The sequence below is a fragment of the Leifsonia lichenia genome (assembly GCF_054780215.1).
This window is the reverse complement of record NZ_BAAGWT010000009.1, coordinates 97,820-113,614: the sequence shown is the minus strand read 5'-3', so window position 1 is coordinate 113,614 and position 15,795 is coordinate 97,820. Positions and strand designations below refer to the sequence as shown.

Sequence of the window (15,795 nt, the reverse complement as noted above, 5' to 3'; positions counted from 1 at the left end):
TTATCTCCCAACCTTGATGACCCGCGCGGCCGACCGCACGGGTGCTGCAGCAGTGTTGACCCGCGAGAACTGGTCGCGCATTGAGAACCGGTGATGAAGGGCGGTGCCGACCTCGGCTCCGGCGAACGAGACGAGCTTGGTGGCCCAGAGCGGGCTAAACGATGCGGTGATCACCGCGCCGGCGGCGATCAGGATGACCCCAATACTGAGGCTCGCTTTGGTCAGCTCCACCGCGAGCAAGACGACGCCCGCTGCGAGCGGCTTGGCGATCAGCAGCCCGACGGTGAGATTCATCCACCGTTGCGCCCACGCGGTCAGCTTGGGCTGGCCGATCATCATCAACCCGACCGGGGCCATTGCAGCCAAAGCCAGCAGACCGAACTCACGGATGGACATGGCGATGAAAAGAAACAGCGACGCGATCATCATCAGGGCGACGACCAGCAGCGCCATCACATATTCGCCCACCGAGGCAGGTCCCTGCGCTCCTTGCGACACCATTGTGAAGATGACGCCGCCCTGCGTGAATTGGGAGTTGTGCATGACGGCGTTTGGGCCCTGCTTCGACAGGTCGAGGATGCCGATCACGCGCAGCAGCCCCTTGCTGAGGTCGCCGCCTTGAACGGTGGTGGTGAGGCTGGTCGTGATGGCGTCGGTGATCCCGGACGCCTTCTGCATCCCCCACACGCAGATCGCGGAGAACGGGATGGCGAGGGCGGCGCCAGCGGCGGTGCGGCCGATCCGGTGCCAATCCTGCAGGATCATTGCGATCCCGATCTGGACGAGCGCGACGATCAGGATGACCGGTGCGGTGACCGCGACCCAGAACAGAAATTGGGAGTGGGCGATGTTCCAGCTGCCCTGGTCGATGCTGGTGTTGAATGCCCCGCTGATCATGGTGGCGATGAAGTCGCCGAGATTGCGGATGGTGGACGCCATGAAATGGGCCACCGTTTGTGAGGCTTGGCAGCTGAAGTCGGAGAGGAAGCAGCCGTAGTTCGGCGAGAACGGATCGGGCGGTGCGGAAAGAACCAACATGATGCTCACGCCACCCTCAGCGACTGACCCCAATTGATCAGTCCGGCGATCCCGCCCGCGACGGCAACGCCGGCGATACAGCTGACGAGCCCGACCATGCCCATCTTCTGCACCCGTCCATTGCTCGAGATGTGGCCGACCACGATGAATCCGGCGGCGATGAGTCCGCCGATCACGGCGAGGCTGAGGACGATGGCGAACACGACGTTCGCGATCGACTGGAGCGCGGAAACGCCAGGGCCTGAGAAATCCGGCGACGGGTTGGCCACTGTCAGGACGGTGATGGCGCGCGAGTGCACGGTCACCAGGGCCTCGTTGAGTGCGTTCATGATTCGGTCTTCCTTTCCGGGGTGTCCGTTTTCGGAGTGGGTTCGTTCGTCTCAGCCATCCGCTTTGCGGTCAGCAGTCCGCTGGCGACGATGCCGAGCAATGCGATGCCGACGATCAGCAGCAGACCGAGCAGGTTGAGCAGGAGGGCCATGAGGTTCACTCCCCGCTCGCGTTCGCGTCGGAGCTCGGTAGTGGAACGACCAGGTGCAGGGGCTGCCCCTCGGAGGGGACGTCCACGGTCAGCAGGAGGCGGTCCACGCCGTCCGGGAGGTACCAGGCGGCGGCGAAGGAGCGTCCCTTGTCGTTCGGTACCGTCCAGTCGGTCTTGCTACGAAAGAGACCGGTCGGGAGCCATGGAAGTCCTGCGGCTTTCGCGGCTGCAGGTCCGTCCGCCGTGTCGAGGACGGCCGGTTCGGGACGCCCATCGAACTGGGTTCCCTGCAAAGTGGTGCCGGTGACTATCTGATAGGTCTGATTCCCCTGCGAGGGCTTCCATTCGCCGGTCATCGTGAGCTTCATCAACACGACGGGGGTTCCGGCAGGGAAGAGCTCCTGGTTCGAATCCGGGAGGGTGCACCGGCAGCCGTGTTTCGACTTGAAGATGCGGCTGGGGAAGACCTGGACGTAGACGGTATCCACGATGCCGTCCGCAGCCGGCGCTGCAGCGCTCGACGGAGTCGGCGTCGGCTCGGCCGGCGCAACGGTCGTGAATAACGGGTCTCTGGCGGGCCCCGTGGAGACGCAGCCGACCAGCGCCAGGCATGGCAGGAGTGCCCCGATTGCGATCAGCTTCTTGTTCATCTCAAGTCACCTCGGTTCTCGTCTGTGCCTTTACCTACACGTTCCGGTTCGGGGTGGGTTTTGGCGCGCATTGGTGAGGTTGGTTGGTCAGGGCACCTGAATGTGCTGGTGGTTGCAGGTGTCGGCGAAGGTGTGGGTGATGTTCATCAGTGGGCCGAGAGTCACGCCCGACTGGGCGCGGCAGTCGCTTTGACCGGCGCTCGACCCGTGCGGGGCGTAGGGATCCAGCACGTGGATCAATTGCGTGGAGAGGTCGTCCGCACCGGTGAGCGAGCGACGGTTGAGGGCGTAGAAATCCACGGCTTTGCCCTTCCAGTGCGCCGACTTGGTCCCGGCGCCTGGTGTTGTGCCGGTGCAGCGACGGTTGAGATCGCTGACGCCGACCTGCTGGAACGACTGGACGGCGACGACGATCAACTGAAGGACGTGTCCGTCGATCACGCAGTTCGGGGACGCAGTCCCGTCAGCCATGTTGATGACCTGTTGCTGATACCGGGCCTCGAGGAAGTTCAGCTTCTTTGCCTGGATCGCTTGCACCAGCACGGCCGCGGCAGCGCGGGCGTCCGCCGGGATTTGGCACGCGCCGGCGGTTGCCCCGGTGAGCGCGGCGAGGACGTGTTGGGCGGGAGTCCAGAAGGGTGCGTAGTGATTCGGGTCCGCGTTGATCTGGACGGCGTGGGCGGCCAAGGTCGGGGCTATGGTCTGCCAGCCCGGCACGTGGAGCATCCGCGTGTAGAACGCTGCAGCAGCAGTGGCTGGGTCCATTCGTTGGGCAGGGGTGCCGTAGCCGGCGCCTTGCTGGAAGACCCCGATGGTGGTGTCGTCGACGGCATCGCCGTGGTCGAGGTTCCGTAGTCCGGACTCCCCGATCGCGACCATCAGCGCGAGCGTTTGGCCGTGCGGTGAGATGTTCATTTGTTGGCCGACGGTGATGATTGTCGCGGCGATTCTCAACTGGTCGGGCCCATACCCGTCGACGCTCTGGCTGGCGGCCACGGTGGGCGCGGAGCCGCCGCACTCTCCCCCACCGACGAACCCGTTTGCGCCAATCGCGAGCACCATCGTGACCGGCAGGGCTACCAAGCTTGCGGGGACGACGAGGACGAGGACAGCGATGACGATCAGCAGATTCCGCGTTGCTTTTGGATGGGTGACTGCGTGCGCCGCACGGGCGCCCGCGGTGATCATGCCGAGACCTCCTGCTCTAGAACGGCCCGGGCGATCATCATCAGACGTTTCGCTGTCGCGATCCGCGCTCGCGCCGATCCGGCGTGGATATGCAGTCTGGCGGCGATCGTCTCGGCGTCGTCGTCGATCATCTCGGCGACCTCACGGAAGCCGCCCCGCTCAGGGACGCATCGCACAACGACGGAGCCAGTGAGTGGAAGGCCTGCATCGGCGGCCGCGAGCGCAGCGCGCACGGTGTGCGCCGCCTGGCTCACGCGCTCGCGAACTGTCCGAAGCCCGCGCGCAGAGAGGTGGTGCGCCTCAGCCACACGATCGCCGTCACCATCGGTGAGCCCCAATTCACCCACCACGACCCAGTCGGATGGCCCGACGAAATCGGCGACCAGGCTCATCCACCGGTTGGCTTCGAACCGACCGATCAGCGCATCGAGCGGGTCGATGTCGCGGCCCGATTGGATGTCCGCCGGCAGCTCATCGGTCTCGACGACCTTGCGCTGTAGTTCGCGCAGGACGACATGGCGTGTGATCCCGAACACAAACGCGTTCGGTGTCCCTTTCGCCGGGTCATATGCGGAACAGCGGCGCCAGACGGACTCCCGCACGATTTGCAGAACGACGTCGACATCGTTCGGCCGGCCCCACAGGCGGTATCGGACGAACGAGCGCATGCTGTCGACGGTGCGGAGAAGTTCTCCGAGACGATCGTCCACAACTGCGACTTGATTTCCTTCAGCCACGAGATCACAACCTTCCTTGCATGGATGTGGCTAATGCGAAGGACCGGGTTCGAGCCGTGAGGCCCGTTAGAACAGTGGTGCGGCCGAGCGCACGACGGCGCGCGAAAGCCCACCTGGGCAAGGGAGGGTGGATGAGCCGAGCAGCGCCGAAGTCATGGGGTTCGGGGCGGCGCCCTCGGATTCGATGGTGGAGCGGCGACTTCGACTCTGAAGTGCGGGAGTCTCAGCCACGATGCGTCACCGACGCCCTGACTCGAATCGCGAGTCCGGCGTAACGGCAAGTGGGGTAAGAATCAGCCGCTCCATTTGGTGCCGCACGCTACCCCCGAACAGGGGTCGTGGCGCGGCGGCGCGCCGGGTGCACCGGCTGTTCTACTGACAGCTCTCACACTGCAGGTCATCCATGGGGTCAACCGGCACTAGATACCCGTCCACGAAGTCCTGAATTAGCCCGGCTTGCGCCTCGACCGATGCTCCTACGCCAGCATCGACGTCGCGGTCTGGATTCCCGATTCCAGCCATGCGATCACCTCCGCACGCTTGTAGTAGACCCGATGCGAGGTCGGCTTGTAAAAGCGCGGCCCTTGGCGGCGGTAGCGAAGCTGTGCCAGCGCCGCCACTGACAGCCCAGTGAGTTCGGCCGCGTCGGCGGGCCGAATGAATTCCCCAATCATCTCGTATCCTCCGTTTCGACAACGAGAGTTTCCACGTGTTGTGAGAAAGACAATACCACTATTCGCTGGATTGACAACAGTGGTCGCACTAGGCTGTCGACATGACGGATTTTCGAGGCGAGCAAACAGTTGGAGCGCGGATCAAGTTCGCTCGGCGGCAGCGTGGTTTTCGCACCACACGCGAGTTGGCAGAGGCCATTCCTGGAGGGAATGTCACTGAGGCCGTGCTGGAGAACATTGAGTCGGGACGAAAGGCAGACATTGGTGTCAGCCAGCTGCTGAATATCGCCCGGGGGCTCAACGTTCCGCCTTCGATGCTTCTCGCCCCGATGGGAAGACCAACCGCAGATTTGGATTTGCCGAATCTCAGTGACGACTTTGTCGGCATGAGTGCGGCCGAGTTCGACTGCTGGCTTTCTGCAACGCCGGCGAGTTCTTACCGACCTCGCTTGGCAGCCGAACGGTCCGACATCCAGACACTGAACTCACTTCGCGAGCTCGGCACGCTTGAGCGCGAACTAGAGCGTCTTCGCATGATTTGGGACGTGCAGGCGAAATCCGGCGACGCCGATCTCACCGGGGCCAACACCGGAGTCCGCGATCGCATCGATCGGATACGCCGGGAGGTCTCGCTGCTATCGGGAGTGCTCACGAGCGACGGCATGGTCGGTCTCGACGAGTCGACCGAAACTACTTCGGGCGGCTCATCCCAGTAGGAATCAAGGTTTGCCGGAGTGCTGGGCATGAACCCCTGGCGGCCTGCAGACTAAGTCCATGATCGCGATAATTGGCCGTGGGACTACTCCGCGCCGCCCACAGACTTCGATTGGTGGTCCGGCGTTTGGATTCCCGTGATTGTCGGCGCCGCCTCGATCACTGTCGCCTTCGTCGCGCTCATCGTCGCGCTCGCAGCTAACCGGACGGCCGGAGCGGCCTTATCGGTGACCCGCGACGCCGCCGAAAGCGAAGCCAGGATGCCACGCGAGCGGGTGGCCCACGCCGCGATCATGTCTATGAACGCGGCGATGAATACTGCGTGGGCAGAGAACGAGGACTTCGAGCTTCGCGTGATCCCGACGCTGAACAAACTGGTGCAGGGCGCTGGAGATGAGGGCGTCGACCAATCCTCCGTGCAGACTCTCACACGTTGGCTCGTCCGAGAAGCCGGTGCTGTCGCGGCAGCGACGACCTCCAACCCTCAACGATTCCGCGAGCTCCCATCACGACGGATGGGCATGCTGGCATTGCGGATGTCTTTCGGGCTCCGCGTCGACGAATGGGTAAAGACCGAGCAGATCATGGAAGCCGCCACCGTCGCCCAAGAGCAGCCTGAACTAATGAGGCGGGCCGCCGCGCCGTAGAACCGCGCGAGGCTCTTGCGATCCATCAGGACATCTCTGACGAAGCTGCATCAATAGAGCTCTGACGTTTCGGCGGGGTTGGTCCTGACAGTTGCCCTCAATGTTTGAGGGATGAGTCGTGTTGACCCTGTTGATCCTCGTGTCCGTCTCGCGATCGTTCAGTGGCCGCCGGATGCTCCGCGCGGGTCGATCACGACATTCTGCGCCGAGCACGGGATCTCCAGGGAGACGTTCTACGCGATCCGGAAGCGGGCGGCGGAGGATGGGCCGGCGGCGGCGTTGGAGCCGCGGTCGAGACGGCCGCGCAGCAGCCCGTCGAGGGTCACTGACGAGGTCGTCGAACGAGCGGTCGGGGTCCGCGCCGCATTCGAGGCGTCGGGCCTGGACCATGGCCCGATCAGTGTTCACGAGAAGATGCGGTCGCTTGGGATGGACCCGGTGCCGTCGACGGCGTCGTTGTCGCGGATCTTCCGCGAGCAGGGTGTCGCGAAGATTGAGCCGAGGAAGAAGCCGAGAGCGTCTTATCGCCGGTTCGTCTATCCGGCGCCGAACGCATGCTGGCAGCTGGATGCGACCGAATACGTCCTAACCGGCGGACGCAAATGCGTGATCTTTCAGCTCATCGACGACCACTCCCGCCTCGCGATCGCCTCCCACGTCTCCTGGGGCGAGACCTCCGAGGGCGCGATCACGGTGGTCAGCAAGGGCATTGCAGCCCACGGTGTTCCGCAACGGCTGCTCTCCGACAACGGGGCGGCGCTGAACCCGTCCCGGCGCGGAGTGCTGGGCCAGCTGGTCGCCTACCTGCGCTCACTCGGCGTCGAACCGATCACCGGCAAACCCTACAAACCGACCACGCAAGGCAAGAACGAGCGCTTCCACCAGACCTTGTTCCGCTATCTCGACAAGCAACCACTCGCGGAGACGCTCGAGCAGTTGCAGGCCCAGGTCGACGCGTTCGACGTCATCTATAACACCGAGCGACCGCATCAAGCGCTCCCCGGTCGGGTCACACCAGCGTTGGGTTGGGCGGCCACGCCCGTGGTCGAAGCACCGCGCCCGGTCCCACAAGCAGCCGCACCGAAGTCTGACGACGGCATCCGGATGACCCGGATCCGCGACACCGGCAGCGTCGTCGTCCGCAGCATCCGCTTCCAGACCAGCCGCACCCTCGCCGGCTCGACCGCCTACATTGTCGAGGAAGCGAAGACCGTGCTGATCTTCGACTACCAGGGCACGCTCATCGCCGAATACCCCTGGCCCAAGCCCGGCACCACATACGTCGCCAGCGGCCAACGCCGCGGCCGCAAACCGAAGACGGTCTAAGGGTCACCAACCTCGTCCGGCAAGGTCCCCAGATGGTCATCAAAAGCAACCTCAGCACAACCGGCCGAGATGCGGTCGCCCAGGCGCAGGAGAGGGAGTCTGTTCAACGCAGCTCGCCTCGCAGGGCGGGACTACTGGACGCCCAAGAAGCTCATAACCGACTGCGCTGCAACCACGATTCCAATCACGACGACACCGCCGGCTATTGATGCGGCGACGGCGATCAGCCCCCGGCGGGAGCGCCGGCCGGCCACCGTCCGGCGATCGAAAGACAGGGAAGAGACCTTGTCGATGTTGGGAGCGACGATGGCCACGAACGGCTCCTGAGGATCATCATGCAACCCATATGGGAGCGGCCGGTCGGCGTCCGCACGAAAGACTCCGTCAGCATCCTCGCGCATGTCGATCATGACGCCCCCATCCCCTCGATAACCGAAGCATAGGACTGCCCAATGAGCGGCGCCAGCTATGTCACATAGCTAGTCTCGAGCACGCAAAGTGCGGTCCTCAGGCTCGACAGACACATGCGGGACGGTCGAGACATGCCAAACGTTTGGACACAGCTCCCGTCAGAGATGTCCTGATACACCGTCTGTCAGAGATGTCCTGATGCAGAAACGTCAGAGATGTCCTGATACATCACAACCGCGCGAGGCTCTTGGTGCAATGGCCGTGCCCACATTTTGCCCACAAAATTCTGAGATCGGGCCAAATTACGGAGATAACAGGAGATGCAACTTCCGCGTAATTCGGCGGAAGTTGGCCCTTTTCAGCGGCCTTCAAAGCCCTCGCTGGGGGTTCGAATCCCCCATTCTCCGCCAATCGTGTTCCAGGATGCGCCCCCGGTGCGCGCGCAGCGTCCATCCGGGGTTCGAATCCCCCATTCTCCGCCAATCGTGTTCCAGGATGCGCCGCCGGTGCGCGCGCAGCGTCCATCCGGGGTTCGAATCCCCCATTCTCCGCCAATCGTGTTCCAGGATGCGCCGCCGGTGCGCGCGCAGCGTCCATCCGGGGTTCGAATCCGGGGGGGGGGTTCGCGTCTCCGAGTCAGCGACAGATGTAGTGTCAGCGCATGAAGCACGGCGGGGTGACGTTAGCGGTCGTCGTGTCCGTTCTGCTCGGCGCCACCCTCTCCGGATGCACTTCTGGTTCGCCCACACCTTCGACAGCGCACTCGCCCGAAACGTCGACGTTCGCCACCCTGACGTGTCCGGCCGCTCCGGCCGCTCGCACCTCAGCACTCGGGGGAAGCGCCACAGACCGCTTGGTCCCGTTCACGCCGACAGGGCTGCTCGTGTGTCATTACGCACCAGGCCCGGCGAAGCTGGAAGAACGCATCGCGAACGATCCGGCCAAAGCCGCGAACGTCGCCAAGGAGCTCAACGCTCTTCGGCAGTCTGCGGAGGGACTGCTCTCGTGCCCGGCCGACTCTGGCGAGGAAGCAGACCTCTATTTCTGGGACGCATCCGCGCGCGCAACCGTGACGGTCGGTCTCTCCGGATGCACCGTGGCCGCGAACGGCAACGTCGCTCGCTTTGCCGACGTGGGCCCCGTGTTCCGGAGATCACTCGGGTTGCCAGCTCAACCAGATCCGTTTTACACGACAGGCTGAGGCGCGCCCGCTCGCCGACCCAGCCCTTCACTTTTCGCCCCAGCAGACCACTATGGGCGCATTGGTGTCCACGCGACACCGAACGACTGGGGCACGCCGCGCAAGGCCACAGGACACCTTCTTCCCGGAACCGGATCCGATGCCGCGGCAGCGGCCGACGAGATGCCAGTAACTGCGCCGGGCCCCGAAGGATCGCACGCAGTTACTGGCATCTCGCCGTTGCGCGCCGGGTCACCTGTGGAGGCGGCTGTGGATGCGCATCCCCGTCGCTAGGCCGAGGTGCGCCCCGTCCCGTGCAGCACCGACACCGCGAAGCTCGCCGCGCGCTCGCGCAGGCTCGCCATGCGTTCCTGGCGCGCCGCATCCACGTCGAAGCCGACGTAGGCGAGCGGCGGGCGCTTGCGGACGTTCGCCGAGCAGCCGAAGTCGGTGCAGACGAGTGTGCCGACCGTGTCGCCGTTCTTTCCGGCCTGGCCCGCGCGCTTGGCGCTGTAGAAAGCGACGTCGTTGGTCAGGTTCACGTCCTGGCACCACGAGCACTGCGGGCGGCTGAGCGCGGACGCCTCTGCCTGGCGCAGAAGCAGGCCGACGGGCGCGCCGTCGAGGATCACGACGGCGTATGCGCGCTTCGGCTGCTTGCGGTCGCGCCAGCCGAGGTAGTCGAGCGCATCCCAGTCGATGGTCTGGAAGTCGGCGGGCAGGGTCAGGTCGCTGACCTCCTTGCGGGAGGCGTTGACGAACGAGGAGCGGAGCTGTTGCTCGGTCAGAGGGAGCATGAGTGTGTTTCACCAATCGGAGTACGGCCGCGACGGCCGGAGAGATCGCACGGGCGGACGAGCCCGGATGCGCGTCGGATTCTGCGCGGGACGACAGGCACCACAGGTGGATGCACGGGGTCGGTCACCGCATCCCTCGCACAGAACGAGGGCGGAAGGCAGGGGAAGACGACGCTATCTCACGCCGGCGTTCAGAACGCCGACGACCTCCTGACGCCCGGAGGGCAGCACGGGAGCGAGCGGAGTGGACACCCTGGGAGTGTAACAAACGCCCCTGACCGGCTCCACCGCCCGCTCCCCTGTACCGACGCGCGGCAGCCGCTACTTCAGGCGGCGCTCCTCCTCTTCTTCGAGGTGTTCCTTCTCCTCGTCCTTGCGCTCCTGCTCCTTCTGGATGGCTTCTTCGCGCGGCGTCTTGTTCGTCACGGTCGTGTCCTTTCCGTTGCGGCGGCCGGACAGTCGCCCTGGCACCGACACTACGATGGACTCCGGCCCGCAGGAAGGTGGCTCCGTGAGCAAGAAGGTCTTCGCCCAGCTCTGCACGACCGTGCTGCTCGGCGCCATCACGCTGCTCATCGGCCGCAACATGCACGATCTCGGCATGGCCGTCGTCTTCGGCGCCTGCGTCCTCATCACGATTCTGAGTGCCTTCCGGGTGCGCAACATCCGGATGCGCGAGCGGGCGGCCGCATCGAAACCGGACGCCCGTGTCCCCCAAAATGCCGCTACCGAAAGGCCACCGCGATAGGCGATCCTCGAAGGATGGAGGGTCGGCGGGAGCTGAGACAGGAGACGGGCGTGGTGCAGCAGACGGTGGTTCTGCGCCCGCACGCCCACCTTTTCGCGCGCGGAATCATCGCCATTCTCGCCCTCACCACCCCGGTCTTCGCCGTCCTCTACTGGCTGACCATCCCAGACGGCGTCTGGCCTCTCGTGCTCGGCCTCCACATCGTGGTGATCACCGGCACGACGCTCGCCGTCCTCGCGTTCTTCAGCACGACCATCCAGCTCGGCCGCGACGTCGTGCGCGAACGCGGTTTCTTCGGCAGGACAGTGGATGTGGTGCCGGGCTCTGTCGGCCAGGTCATCCTGGTCAACCTGTACGAGGGCAGCACGCTCGACACCCAGCCGCAATTGTTCGTGACCGGCACGGACGGCAAGCTGCTGATCCGGATGCGCGGGCAGTTCTGGGCGCTCGAAGACATGGAGCGCGTGGCCGAAGAGCTCGACGTGCCCGTGACGAGGCGCGAGGACTCGATGACGCTCTCGGAGCTGCGGCGCGCATCCCCCGGGTTGCTGTACTGGTTCGAGCGGTTGCCGCGCTTCGGGCGCTGACCCGCCGCGGCGGTACACCGCGGCGTGGGCTACACCGCGGCGTTGGTCGAGATCGCGTACACCGGGCCGTCCGGCGTGCTCGATGGCAGCTCGTGGAAGCCGAGCTTCTCGTAGAACGCGCGGGCTCCGTGGTTGGTCGGCGACATCCGCAGGTAGACGCCTGGCACCCCGCGCTCCCGGAGGGCGTCGAGGAGCGTGCGGATCAGGGCGCGGCCGAACCCCTGCCCCTGCAGCTCGGGCAGGAGGTCGATGTGCAGGTGCGCCGGGTATTCGGCGAGCTCGGGCACGAGCATCCCCTGCAGGTCGAGGCCGAACGTGATCGCTTCGCGCTCCTTGTCGTCGCGCGCCGTATCGAGCGGGTATTTGGCGGAGAACGTCGGCAGCCATTCCCTGGCGTACCAGTCGACGAACGCTGCGCTGTCCGCGACGGCGATCACATACCCTGCCACGTGCTCGCCGGTGTCCACCACGAACGCGAGGTCGGGCTGGTAGGTCGCGTACGGGCCGGCGAAGACGTCCGGGATGAGGTCGTCGTCCCGGTATGTCCCGGTCGCGTCACCGCCGCTCGCCCCTGTTCGGATGCACACGTCGTACACGTCGTCGCGGTCGCCGGGCTGGTAGGGACGGATCGAGCTCACCGTGAAAGTATGTCAGCGTGAGCACCTCCGCCGCTGCCATCCACGACTCCGCCACCCGCGCCGAGCAGCCGGTGAGCCACGGCCACCTCAACGAGCGCGCGTCGACGCCCGTGACCATCGAGCGTCGCTGGCCGGGCGAAGACGCCGCCGCGTTCGTCCGCCACTACTGGATCCCACGCTGGCGACTCCCCGATGGTGCGTCCCTGCGGCAGCAGGTGCTCGAGTACCCGACCGCGAACCTCGTCTTCGAACCAGACACGACCGCGCTCCACCTGGCGCGCCGCGGCCTCAGCGTGAAGACCCTGCGGGGCGACGGCTGGGCGTTCGGGGCGATGCTCCGCCCCGGCGTAGCGCGCGGCCTCGTCGGCGTGAGCGTCCGCAGCCTGCCCTCGGCCGTCCCGCTGACCGACGGGGCAGGAGGCTACCAGCATCACGCGCTGCTGCTTCCGGGAGTGGATGCGGTTCGCGCGCGCATCCACGACGCCATGCGGCAGGGCGACGACCAGGCTGCGGTCGAGGCGTTCGAGGACTGGACGACGACGCTGCCTGCCCCCACCGTCGAGGCGGGGATGGTCGACGCGATCGTGGATGCGGTGGAGACCGACAGGACCATCACCCGCGTCGAGCAGCTCGCCGACCGGTTCGGGCTCGGCATCCGCCACCTGCAGAGGCTGGTCGCCGGCCACATCGGCTTCGGGCCCAAATGGCTCATTCAGCGCTACCGGCTGCAGGAGGCGGCGGCGGCGCTGCGCTCCCCTGCGCCGCCTCAGCTCGCCGACCTCGCCGCCGAACTCGGCTACGCCGACCAGGCCCACTTCGGCCGGGAGTTCAAAGCCGTGATCGGGTCGACGCCCGGCACGTACGCGGCCGAGTCGACCGGCTGATGACGGATTCCGACCGATGACCGGACAGCTCCCGTGCCCGTCCAGCCCGGTCGCCGCTCTCGCGGACGCCGCTCTCGCGCCCTGGCGCGACCGCTGGCGGCTGACCCCCTCCGGCGACGCCTTCGCCACCCCGTCGAGCGTGCTGCAGCCGGTGGACTGGCGCGGTCGCCCCGCCTTCCTCAAACTGGCGACAGTTGCGGAAGAGGCCGCAGGATCGCGCCTGCTCGCCTGGTGGGACGGACGCGGAGCCGCGCCGGTGTTCGCGGCGGACGGCGACGCGATCCTCGTCGAACGTGCGACGGGCGACCGTGATCTGGCGACCATCGCCGGGTCGGGGCCGGACAGCGACGACGCGGCCACGCGCATCCTGTGCCGCACGGCCGACCGCCTGCACGCGGTCGACGACCGGCCGAGACCACACGGGTTGGTGAGCCTGCTGGTGTGGTTCCGCGAGCTCTTCGAGGAGGCGGCGGAGCATCCGGCGGCACACGACGGCCTGTATACGCACGCGGCGACCGTCGCCGGGGAGCTGATCGCGCATCCCGTCGCCGACCTCGTGCTGCACGGCGACCTGCACCACGGCAACGTGCTCGACTTCGGCGCGGACGGCTGGCTCGCGATCGACCCGAAGCACGTCGCGGGCGACCCAGGATTCGACTACGCCAACATCCTGTGCAACCCGGATGCGCGGATCGCCCTCGCCCCCGGACGCTTCGAACGTCAGCTCGGGGTCATCTGCACCTCGACCGGCGTCGAGCCCGCGCGGATGCTGCGCTGGGCGTTCGCGTGGGCGGCGCTCTCCTCGTGCTGGTCGGAGCGCAGCGGAGACGACGCCGGACACACGCTGGGGGTGGCGAGGCTGGCGCGGTCGCTTCTCGGGGATGCGGCGGGCTGACGCTGCGCTGAGGCTGCGCTGCCGATCGCGCGACGGTCGGCCCAGCGCCCCCACCGTTGTTCCTCAGCGCCGCTTCCGCGTTCCGAAGATCCCCTCCACAACGCCGGTGAGGATCGACGCCGTCGCTTTTGAGCCGAGCACCTGCTCCAGGAGGTTCGGCTGCGGTTTCGAGGTCGTGCGCTTGCCGCGGGTGGTCGGCCCCGTCGACTTCAGCAGCCTCTCGTACTCCGCGTCGGCCGCCTTCTGCGCTTTCGCCTGGGCCGCGGCGGCCTTGTCCGCTGCCTTCTGCGCCTCCACTGCCGCTTTGGCCTGCTCCAGCACGCGCTCCTGCTCCTCGGCGGCCGCGGCGGCAGCATCCAGTTTGCGGGTGAGCATCTCGCGGGCGGAGTCGCGGTCGATGGCCGTCCCGTATTTCGAGAGCAGCGGAGACGCGGCGATGGTCGCATCGATCTGCGACTCGGGCGCCGGTGACATGGAGCCCTGGGGTGCGCGCAGCCGCGTCCACGCGACCGGCGTCGGCGCACCCTTCTCACCCATGACCGTGACGATGGCCTCACCCGTGCCGAGCTGCTGCAGCACCTCGGCCAGGTCGTAGCCAGACTTCGGGTACGTCGACACCGTCGCCTTCAGCGCCTTCGCGTCGTCCGGAGTGAACGCGCGAAGCTGGTGCTGCACGCGCGAACCGAGCTGCGCGAGCACGTCGGAGGGCACATCCTTCGGTGTCTGCGTGACGAAGAAGATGCCGACTCCCTTCGACCGGATCAGCCGCACGGTCTGGGTGATGGAGGCGAGAAAATCCTTGGATGCGTCCTTGAACAGCAGGTGCGCTTCGTCGAAGAAGAACACCAGCTTGGGCTTGTCGAGGTCGCCGACCTCCGGCAGGTCGTTGAACAGGTCGGCGAGCAGCCACATCAGGAACGTCGAGAACAGGGCCGGCTTGTCCTGCACGCCCGGCACTTCGAGCAGGCTGACCACCCCAGTGCCGTCGGCGGCGAGCCGGATGAACTCGGCCGTGTCGATCTCCGGCTCGCCGAAGAACGCGTCGGCGCCCTGGTCGGCGAAGGTGATGAGCTCGCGCAGGATCACCCCGACCGTCGCGCTCGACAGCCCGCCGAGGTCGGCGAGCTCCGCTTTCCCGTCCGCGCTGTTCAGGTAGGTGAGGACGGCGCGCAGGTCGCTGAGATCGAGCAGCGGGAGCCCTGCCTTGTCCGCGTAGTGGAAGACAAGCCCGAGGCTGGACTCCTGCGTGTCGTTCAGCCCGAGCACCTTCGACAGCAGCAGCGGCCCGAACCCGGCGACGGTGGCCCTGATCGGGATGCCCTTCCCGATGCCGCCGAGCGAGAAGAACTCGGTGGTGGTGGCGTGCGGCGCCCAGTCCTGACCGATGCCGCGCGTCCGTTCGAGGAGTTTGTCGTTCGGCTCCCCCGCCGTCGCGATCCCGGACAGGTCGCCCTTGATGTCGGCGGCGAACACGGGAACCCCGTGCGCGGCGAGCTGCTCCGCAAGAACCTGCAGCGTCTTGGTCTTGCCCGTGCCTGTCGCTCCGGCCACGAGCCCGTGCCGGTTGGTCATCGACAACGGGATGCGCACGGGCACGTCCGCGCGCGCCTCCCCGTTCACGAGCGCCCCCATCTCCAGCACCGCCCCGGTGAACGCGTAACCGGTGCGCACAGCGTCCACCTCCGGTTCGGTGAGCGGGCCGGCTGGCGGCGCGGAGGCGCCGGCGGCGCCGGCGGGCGAGGATGCGGGTGCCGCGGCCGTTGCCGGTGCGGCGGGCGGGGCGGGAACTGGGGCGGGAGCCGGGGCGGCGGACGGTGTGGGAGCCGGGGCGGGCGGCGCGACTTCCGTCGCAGCCGCGCTGGCCGCGGTCGCCGCGTCCGAGGCCGCCACCGCCGTCTGGGCCGCCGCGGCCTGGGCCTGCACCGCATCGGCTCGCGCCTGCGCGGCGTCGGCCTGCGCCTGTGCCGCCGCGGCCGCATCCTGTGCTCGTTTCATCGCGTCCGCCGCCTCCGCCTGCAGCCGGGCCGCGTTCTCCGCGGCGGCTTTCGCGTCGGCCTGGGCTTGGGCAAGTGCATCCGCGTCGCTCATGCGCTCACTCTAAAGGTGCGGTCTGCCCCCGCGCAGCAATGGAGTCCGAAGTTGTTCCGGCGACACGCGACAGTCCGACGTGACGAACGTCGGACAGGTTTGCCGCGGTCGC

General features: G+C 66.7%; 19 protein-coding genes. 8 read left to right on the top strand and 11 right to left on the bottom strand.

Going from position 1 to position 15,795, the window contains the following annotated elements; all coding sequences use genetic code 11:
- The 7 genes from ACYVGI_RS15625 to ACYVGI_RS15595 form a co-directional block, all read right to left on the bottom strand.
- Complete coding sequence (locus tag ACYVGI_RS15625; RefSeq protein WP_460633517.1) at positions 1-1,047, bottom strand: hypothetical protein; 1,047 nt, start codon at positions 1,045-1,047, stop codon at positions 1-3.
- Positions 1,044-1,367 (bottom strand): hypothetical protein, encoded by a 324-nt coding sequence (locus tag ACYVGI_RS15620; protein WP_460633516.1) that lies wholly within the window; start codon positions 1,365-1,367, stop codon positions 1,044-1,046. The genes ACYVGI_RS15625 and ACYVGI_RS15620 overlap by 4 nt, the downstream gene beginning before the upstream one ends.
- Positions 1,364-1,519, bottom strand: a complete 156-nt coding sequence (locus ACYVGI_RS15615; protein WP_460633515.1) for a hypothetical protein — start codon at positions 1,517-1,519, stop codon at positions 1,364-1,366. Before ACYVGI_RS15615 ends, ACYVGI_RS15620 begins: the two co-directional genes overlap by 4 nt.
- Before the next feature lie 5 nt (positions 1,520-1,524).
- Complete coding sequence (locus tag ACYVGI_RS15610) at positions 1,525-2,169, bottom strand: hypothetical protein (RefSeq protein ID WP_460633514.1); 645 nt, start codon at positions 2,167-2,169, stop codon at positions 1,525-1,527.
- Between the two features lie 87 nt (positions 2,170-2,256).
- Positions 2,257-3,357, bottom strand: coding sequence for a hypothetical protein (locus ACYVGI_RS15605; protein WP_460633513.1), 1,101 nt, complete (start codon positions 3,355-3,357; stop codon positions 2,257-2,259).
- Positions 3,354-4,094 (bottom strand): hypothetical protein, encoded by a 741-nt coding sequence (locus ACYVGI_RS15600; RefSeq protein WP_460633512.1) that lies wholly within the window; start codon positions 4,092-4,094, stop codon positions 3,354-3,356. The genes ACYVGI_RS15605 and ACYVGI_RS15600 overlap by 4 nt, the downstream gene beginning before the upstream one ends.
- 476 nt (positions 4,095-4,570) lie before the next feature.
- Positions 4,571-4,768 (bottom strand): helix-turn-helix transcriptional regulator, encoded by a 198-nt coding sequence (locus ACYVGI_RS15595; RefSeq protein ID WP_460633511.1) that lies wholly within the window; start codon positions 4,766-4,768, stop codon positions 4,571-4,573.
- A gap of 101 nt (positions 4,769-4,869) precedes the next feature.
- Between ACYVGI_RS15595 and ACYVGI_RS15590 the strand changes: the two genes are divergently transcribed.
- The 3 genes from ACYVGI_RS15590 to ACYVGI_RS15580 all read left to right on the top strand — a co-directional run bounded on the left by ACYVGI_RS15590 (position 4,870) and on the right by ACYVGI_RS15580 (position 7,455).
- Positions 4,870-5,484 (top strand): helix-turn-helix domain-containing protein, encoded by a 615-nt coding sequence (locus ACYVGI_RS15590; protein ID WP_460633510.1) that lies wholly within the window; start codon positions 4,870-4,872, stop codon positions 5,482-5,484.
- Positions 5,485-5,619: 135 nt separating this feature from the next.
- Positions 5,620-6,129, top strand: coding sequence for a hypothetical protein (locus ACYVGI_RS15585; RefSeq protein WP_460633509.1), 510 nt, complete (start codon positions 5,620-5,622; stop codon positions 6,127-6,129).
- A 111-nt stretch (positions 6,130-6,240) separates the two neighbouring features.
- Positions 6,241-7,455, top strand: a complete 1,215-nt coding sequence (locus ACYVGI_RS15580) for an integrase core domain-containing protein (RefSeq protein WP_460633508.1) — start codon at positions 6,241-6,243, stop codon at positions 7,453-7,455.
- A gap of 131 nt (positions 7,456-7,586) precedes the next feature.
- Here ACYVGI_RS15580 and ACYVGI_RS15575 read toward each other — a convergent pair whose 3' ends face one another.
- On the bottom strand, positions 7,587-7,865 hold the full coding sequence (locus ACYVGI_RS15575; RefSeq protein WP_460633507.1) for a hypothetical protein: 279 nt from the start codon (positions 7,863-7,865) through the stop codon (positions 7,587-7,589).
- A 662-nt stretch (positions 7,866-8,527) separates the two neighbouring features.
- Between ACYVGI_RS15575 and ACYVGI_RS15570 the strand changes: the two genes are divergently transcribed.
- Complete coding sequence (locus ACYVGI_RS15570) at positions 8,528-9,067, top strand: hypothetical protein (RefSeq protein ID WP_460633506.1); 540 nt, start codon at positions 8,528-8,530, stop codon at positions 9,065-9,067.
- 269 nt (positions 9,068-9,336) lie between these two features.
- On the opposite strand, the gene ACYVGI_RS15565 is transcribed toward ACYVGI_RS15570, so the two are convergent.
- The gene (locus ACYVGI_RS15565) at positions 9,337-9,843 is read right to left on the bottom strand and encodes an FBP domain-containing protein (RefSeq protein ID WP_460633505.1); all 507 of its coding nucleotides are present in this window, start codon (positions 9,841-9,843) and stop codon (positions 9,337-9,339) included.
- A gap of 511 nt (positions 9,844-10,354) precedes the next feature.
- Between ACYVGI_RS15565 and ACYVGI_RS15560 the strand changes: the two genes are divergently transcribed.
- Both ACYVGI_RS15560 and ACYVGI_RS15555 read left to right on the top strand, forming a co-directional pair.
- Positions 10,355-10,591: a hypothetical protein gene (locus ACYVGI_RS15560; protein ID WP_460633504.1), complete on the top strand. Its 237-nt coding sequence runs from the start codon at positions 10,355-10,357 to the stop codon at positions 10,589-10,591.
- Between the two features lie 50 nt (positions 10,592-10,641).
- Positions 10,642-11,178, top strand: coding sequence for a hypothetical protein (locus ACYVGI_RS15555; protein WP_460633503.1), 537 nt, complete (start codon positions 10,642-10,644; stop codon positions 11,176-11,178).
- 29 nt (positions 11,179-11,207) lie between these two features.
- Here ACYVGI_RS15555 and ACYVGI_RS15550 read toward each other — a convergent pair whose 3' ends face one another.
- Complete coding sequence (locus ACYVGI_RS15550) at positions 11,208-11,816, bottom strand: GNAT family N-acetyltransferase (RefSeq protein ID WP_460633502.1); 609 nt, start codon at positions 11,814-11,816, stop codon at positions 11,208-11,210.
- Between the two features lie 17 nt (positions 11,817-11,833).
- On the opposite strand from ACYVGI_RS15550, the gene ACYVGI_RS15545 reads away from it, so the two are divergent.
- Both ACYVGI_RS15545 and ACYVGI_RS15540 read left to right on the top strand, forming a co-directional pair.
- Positions 11,834-12,700 carry a helix-turn-helix domain-containing protein gene (locus ACYVGI_RS15545; protein ID WP_460633501.1) on the top strand — a complete coding sequence of 289 codons (867 nt, stop codon included), beginning with the start codon at positions 11,834-11,836 and terminating at the stop codon, positions 12,698-12,700.
- Positions 12,701-12,716: 16 nt separating this feature from the next.
- A complete protein-coding gene (locus ACYVGI_RS15540) occupies positions 12,717-13,595 on the top strand; it encodes an aminoglycoside phosphotransferase family protein (RefSeq protein ID WP_460633500.1) in 879 nt (292 codons plus the stop codon).
- A gap of 63 nt (positions 13,596-13,658) precedes the next feature.
- Here the strand turns inward: ACYVGI_RS15540 and ACYVGI_RS15535 are convergent, their stop codons facing one another.
- On the bottom strand, positions 13,659-15,683 hold the full coding sequence (locus ACYVGI_RS15535) for a helicase HerA-like domain-containing protein (protein WP_460633499.1): 2,025 nt from the start codon (positions 15,681-15,683) through the stop codon (positions 13,659-13,661).
- Positions 15,684-15,795: the final 112 nt, after the last annotated feature.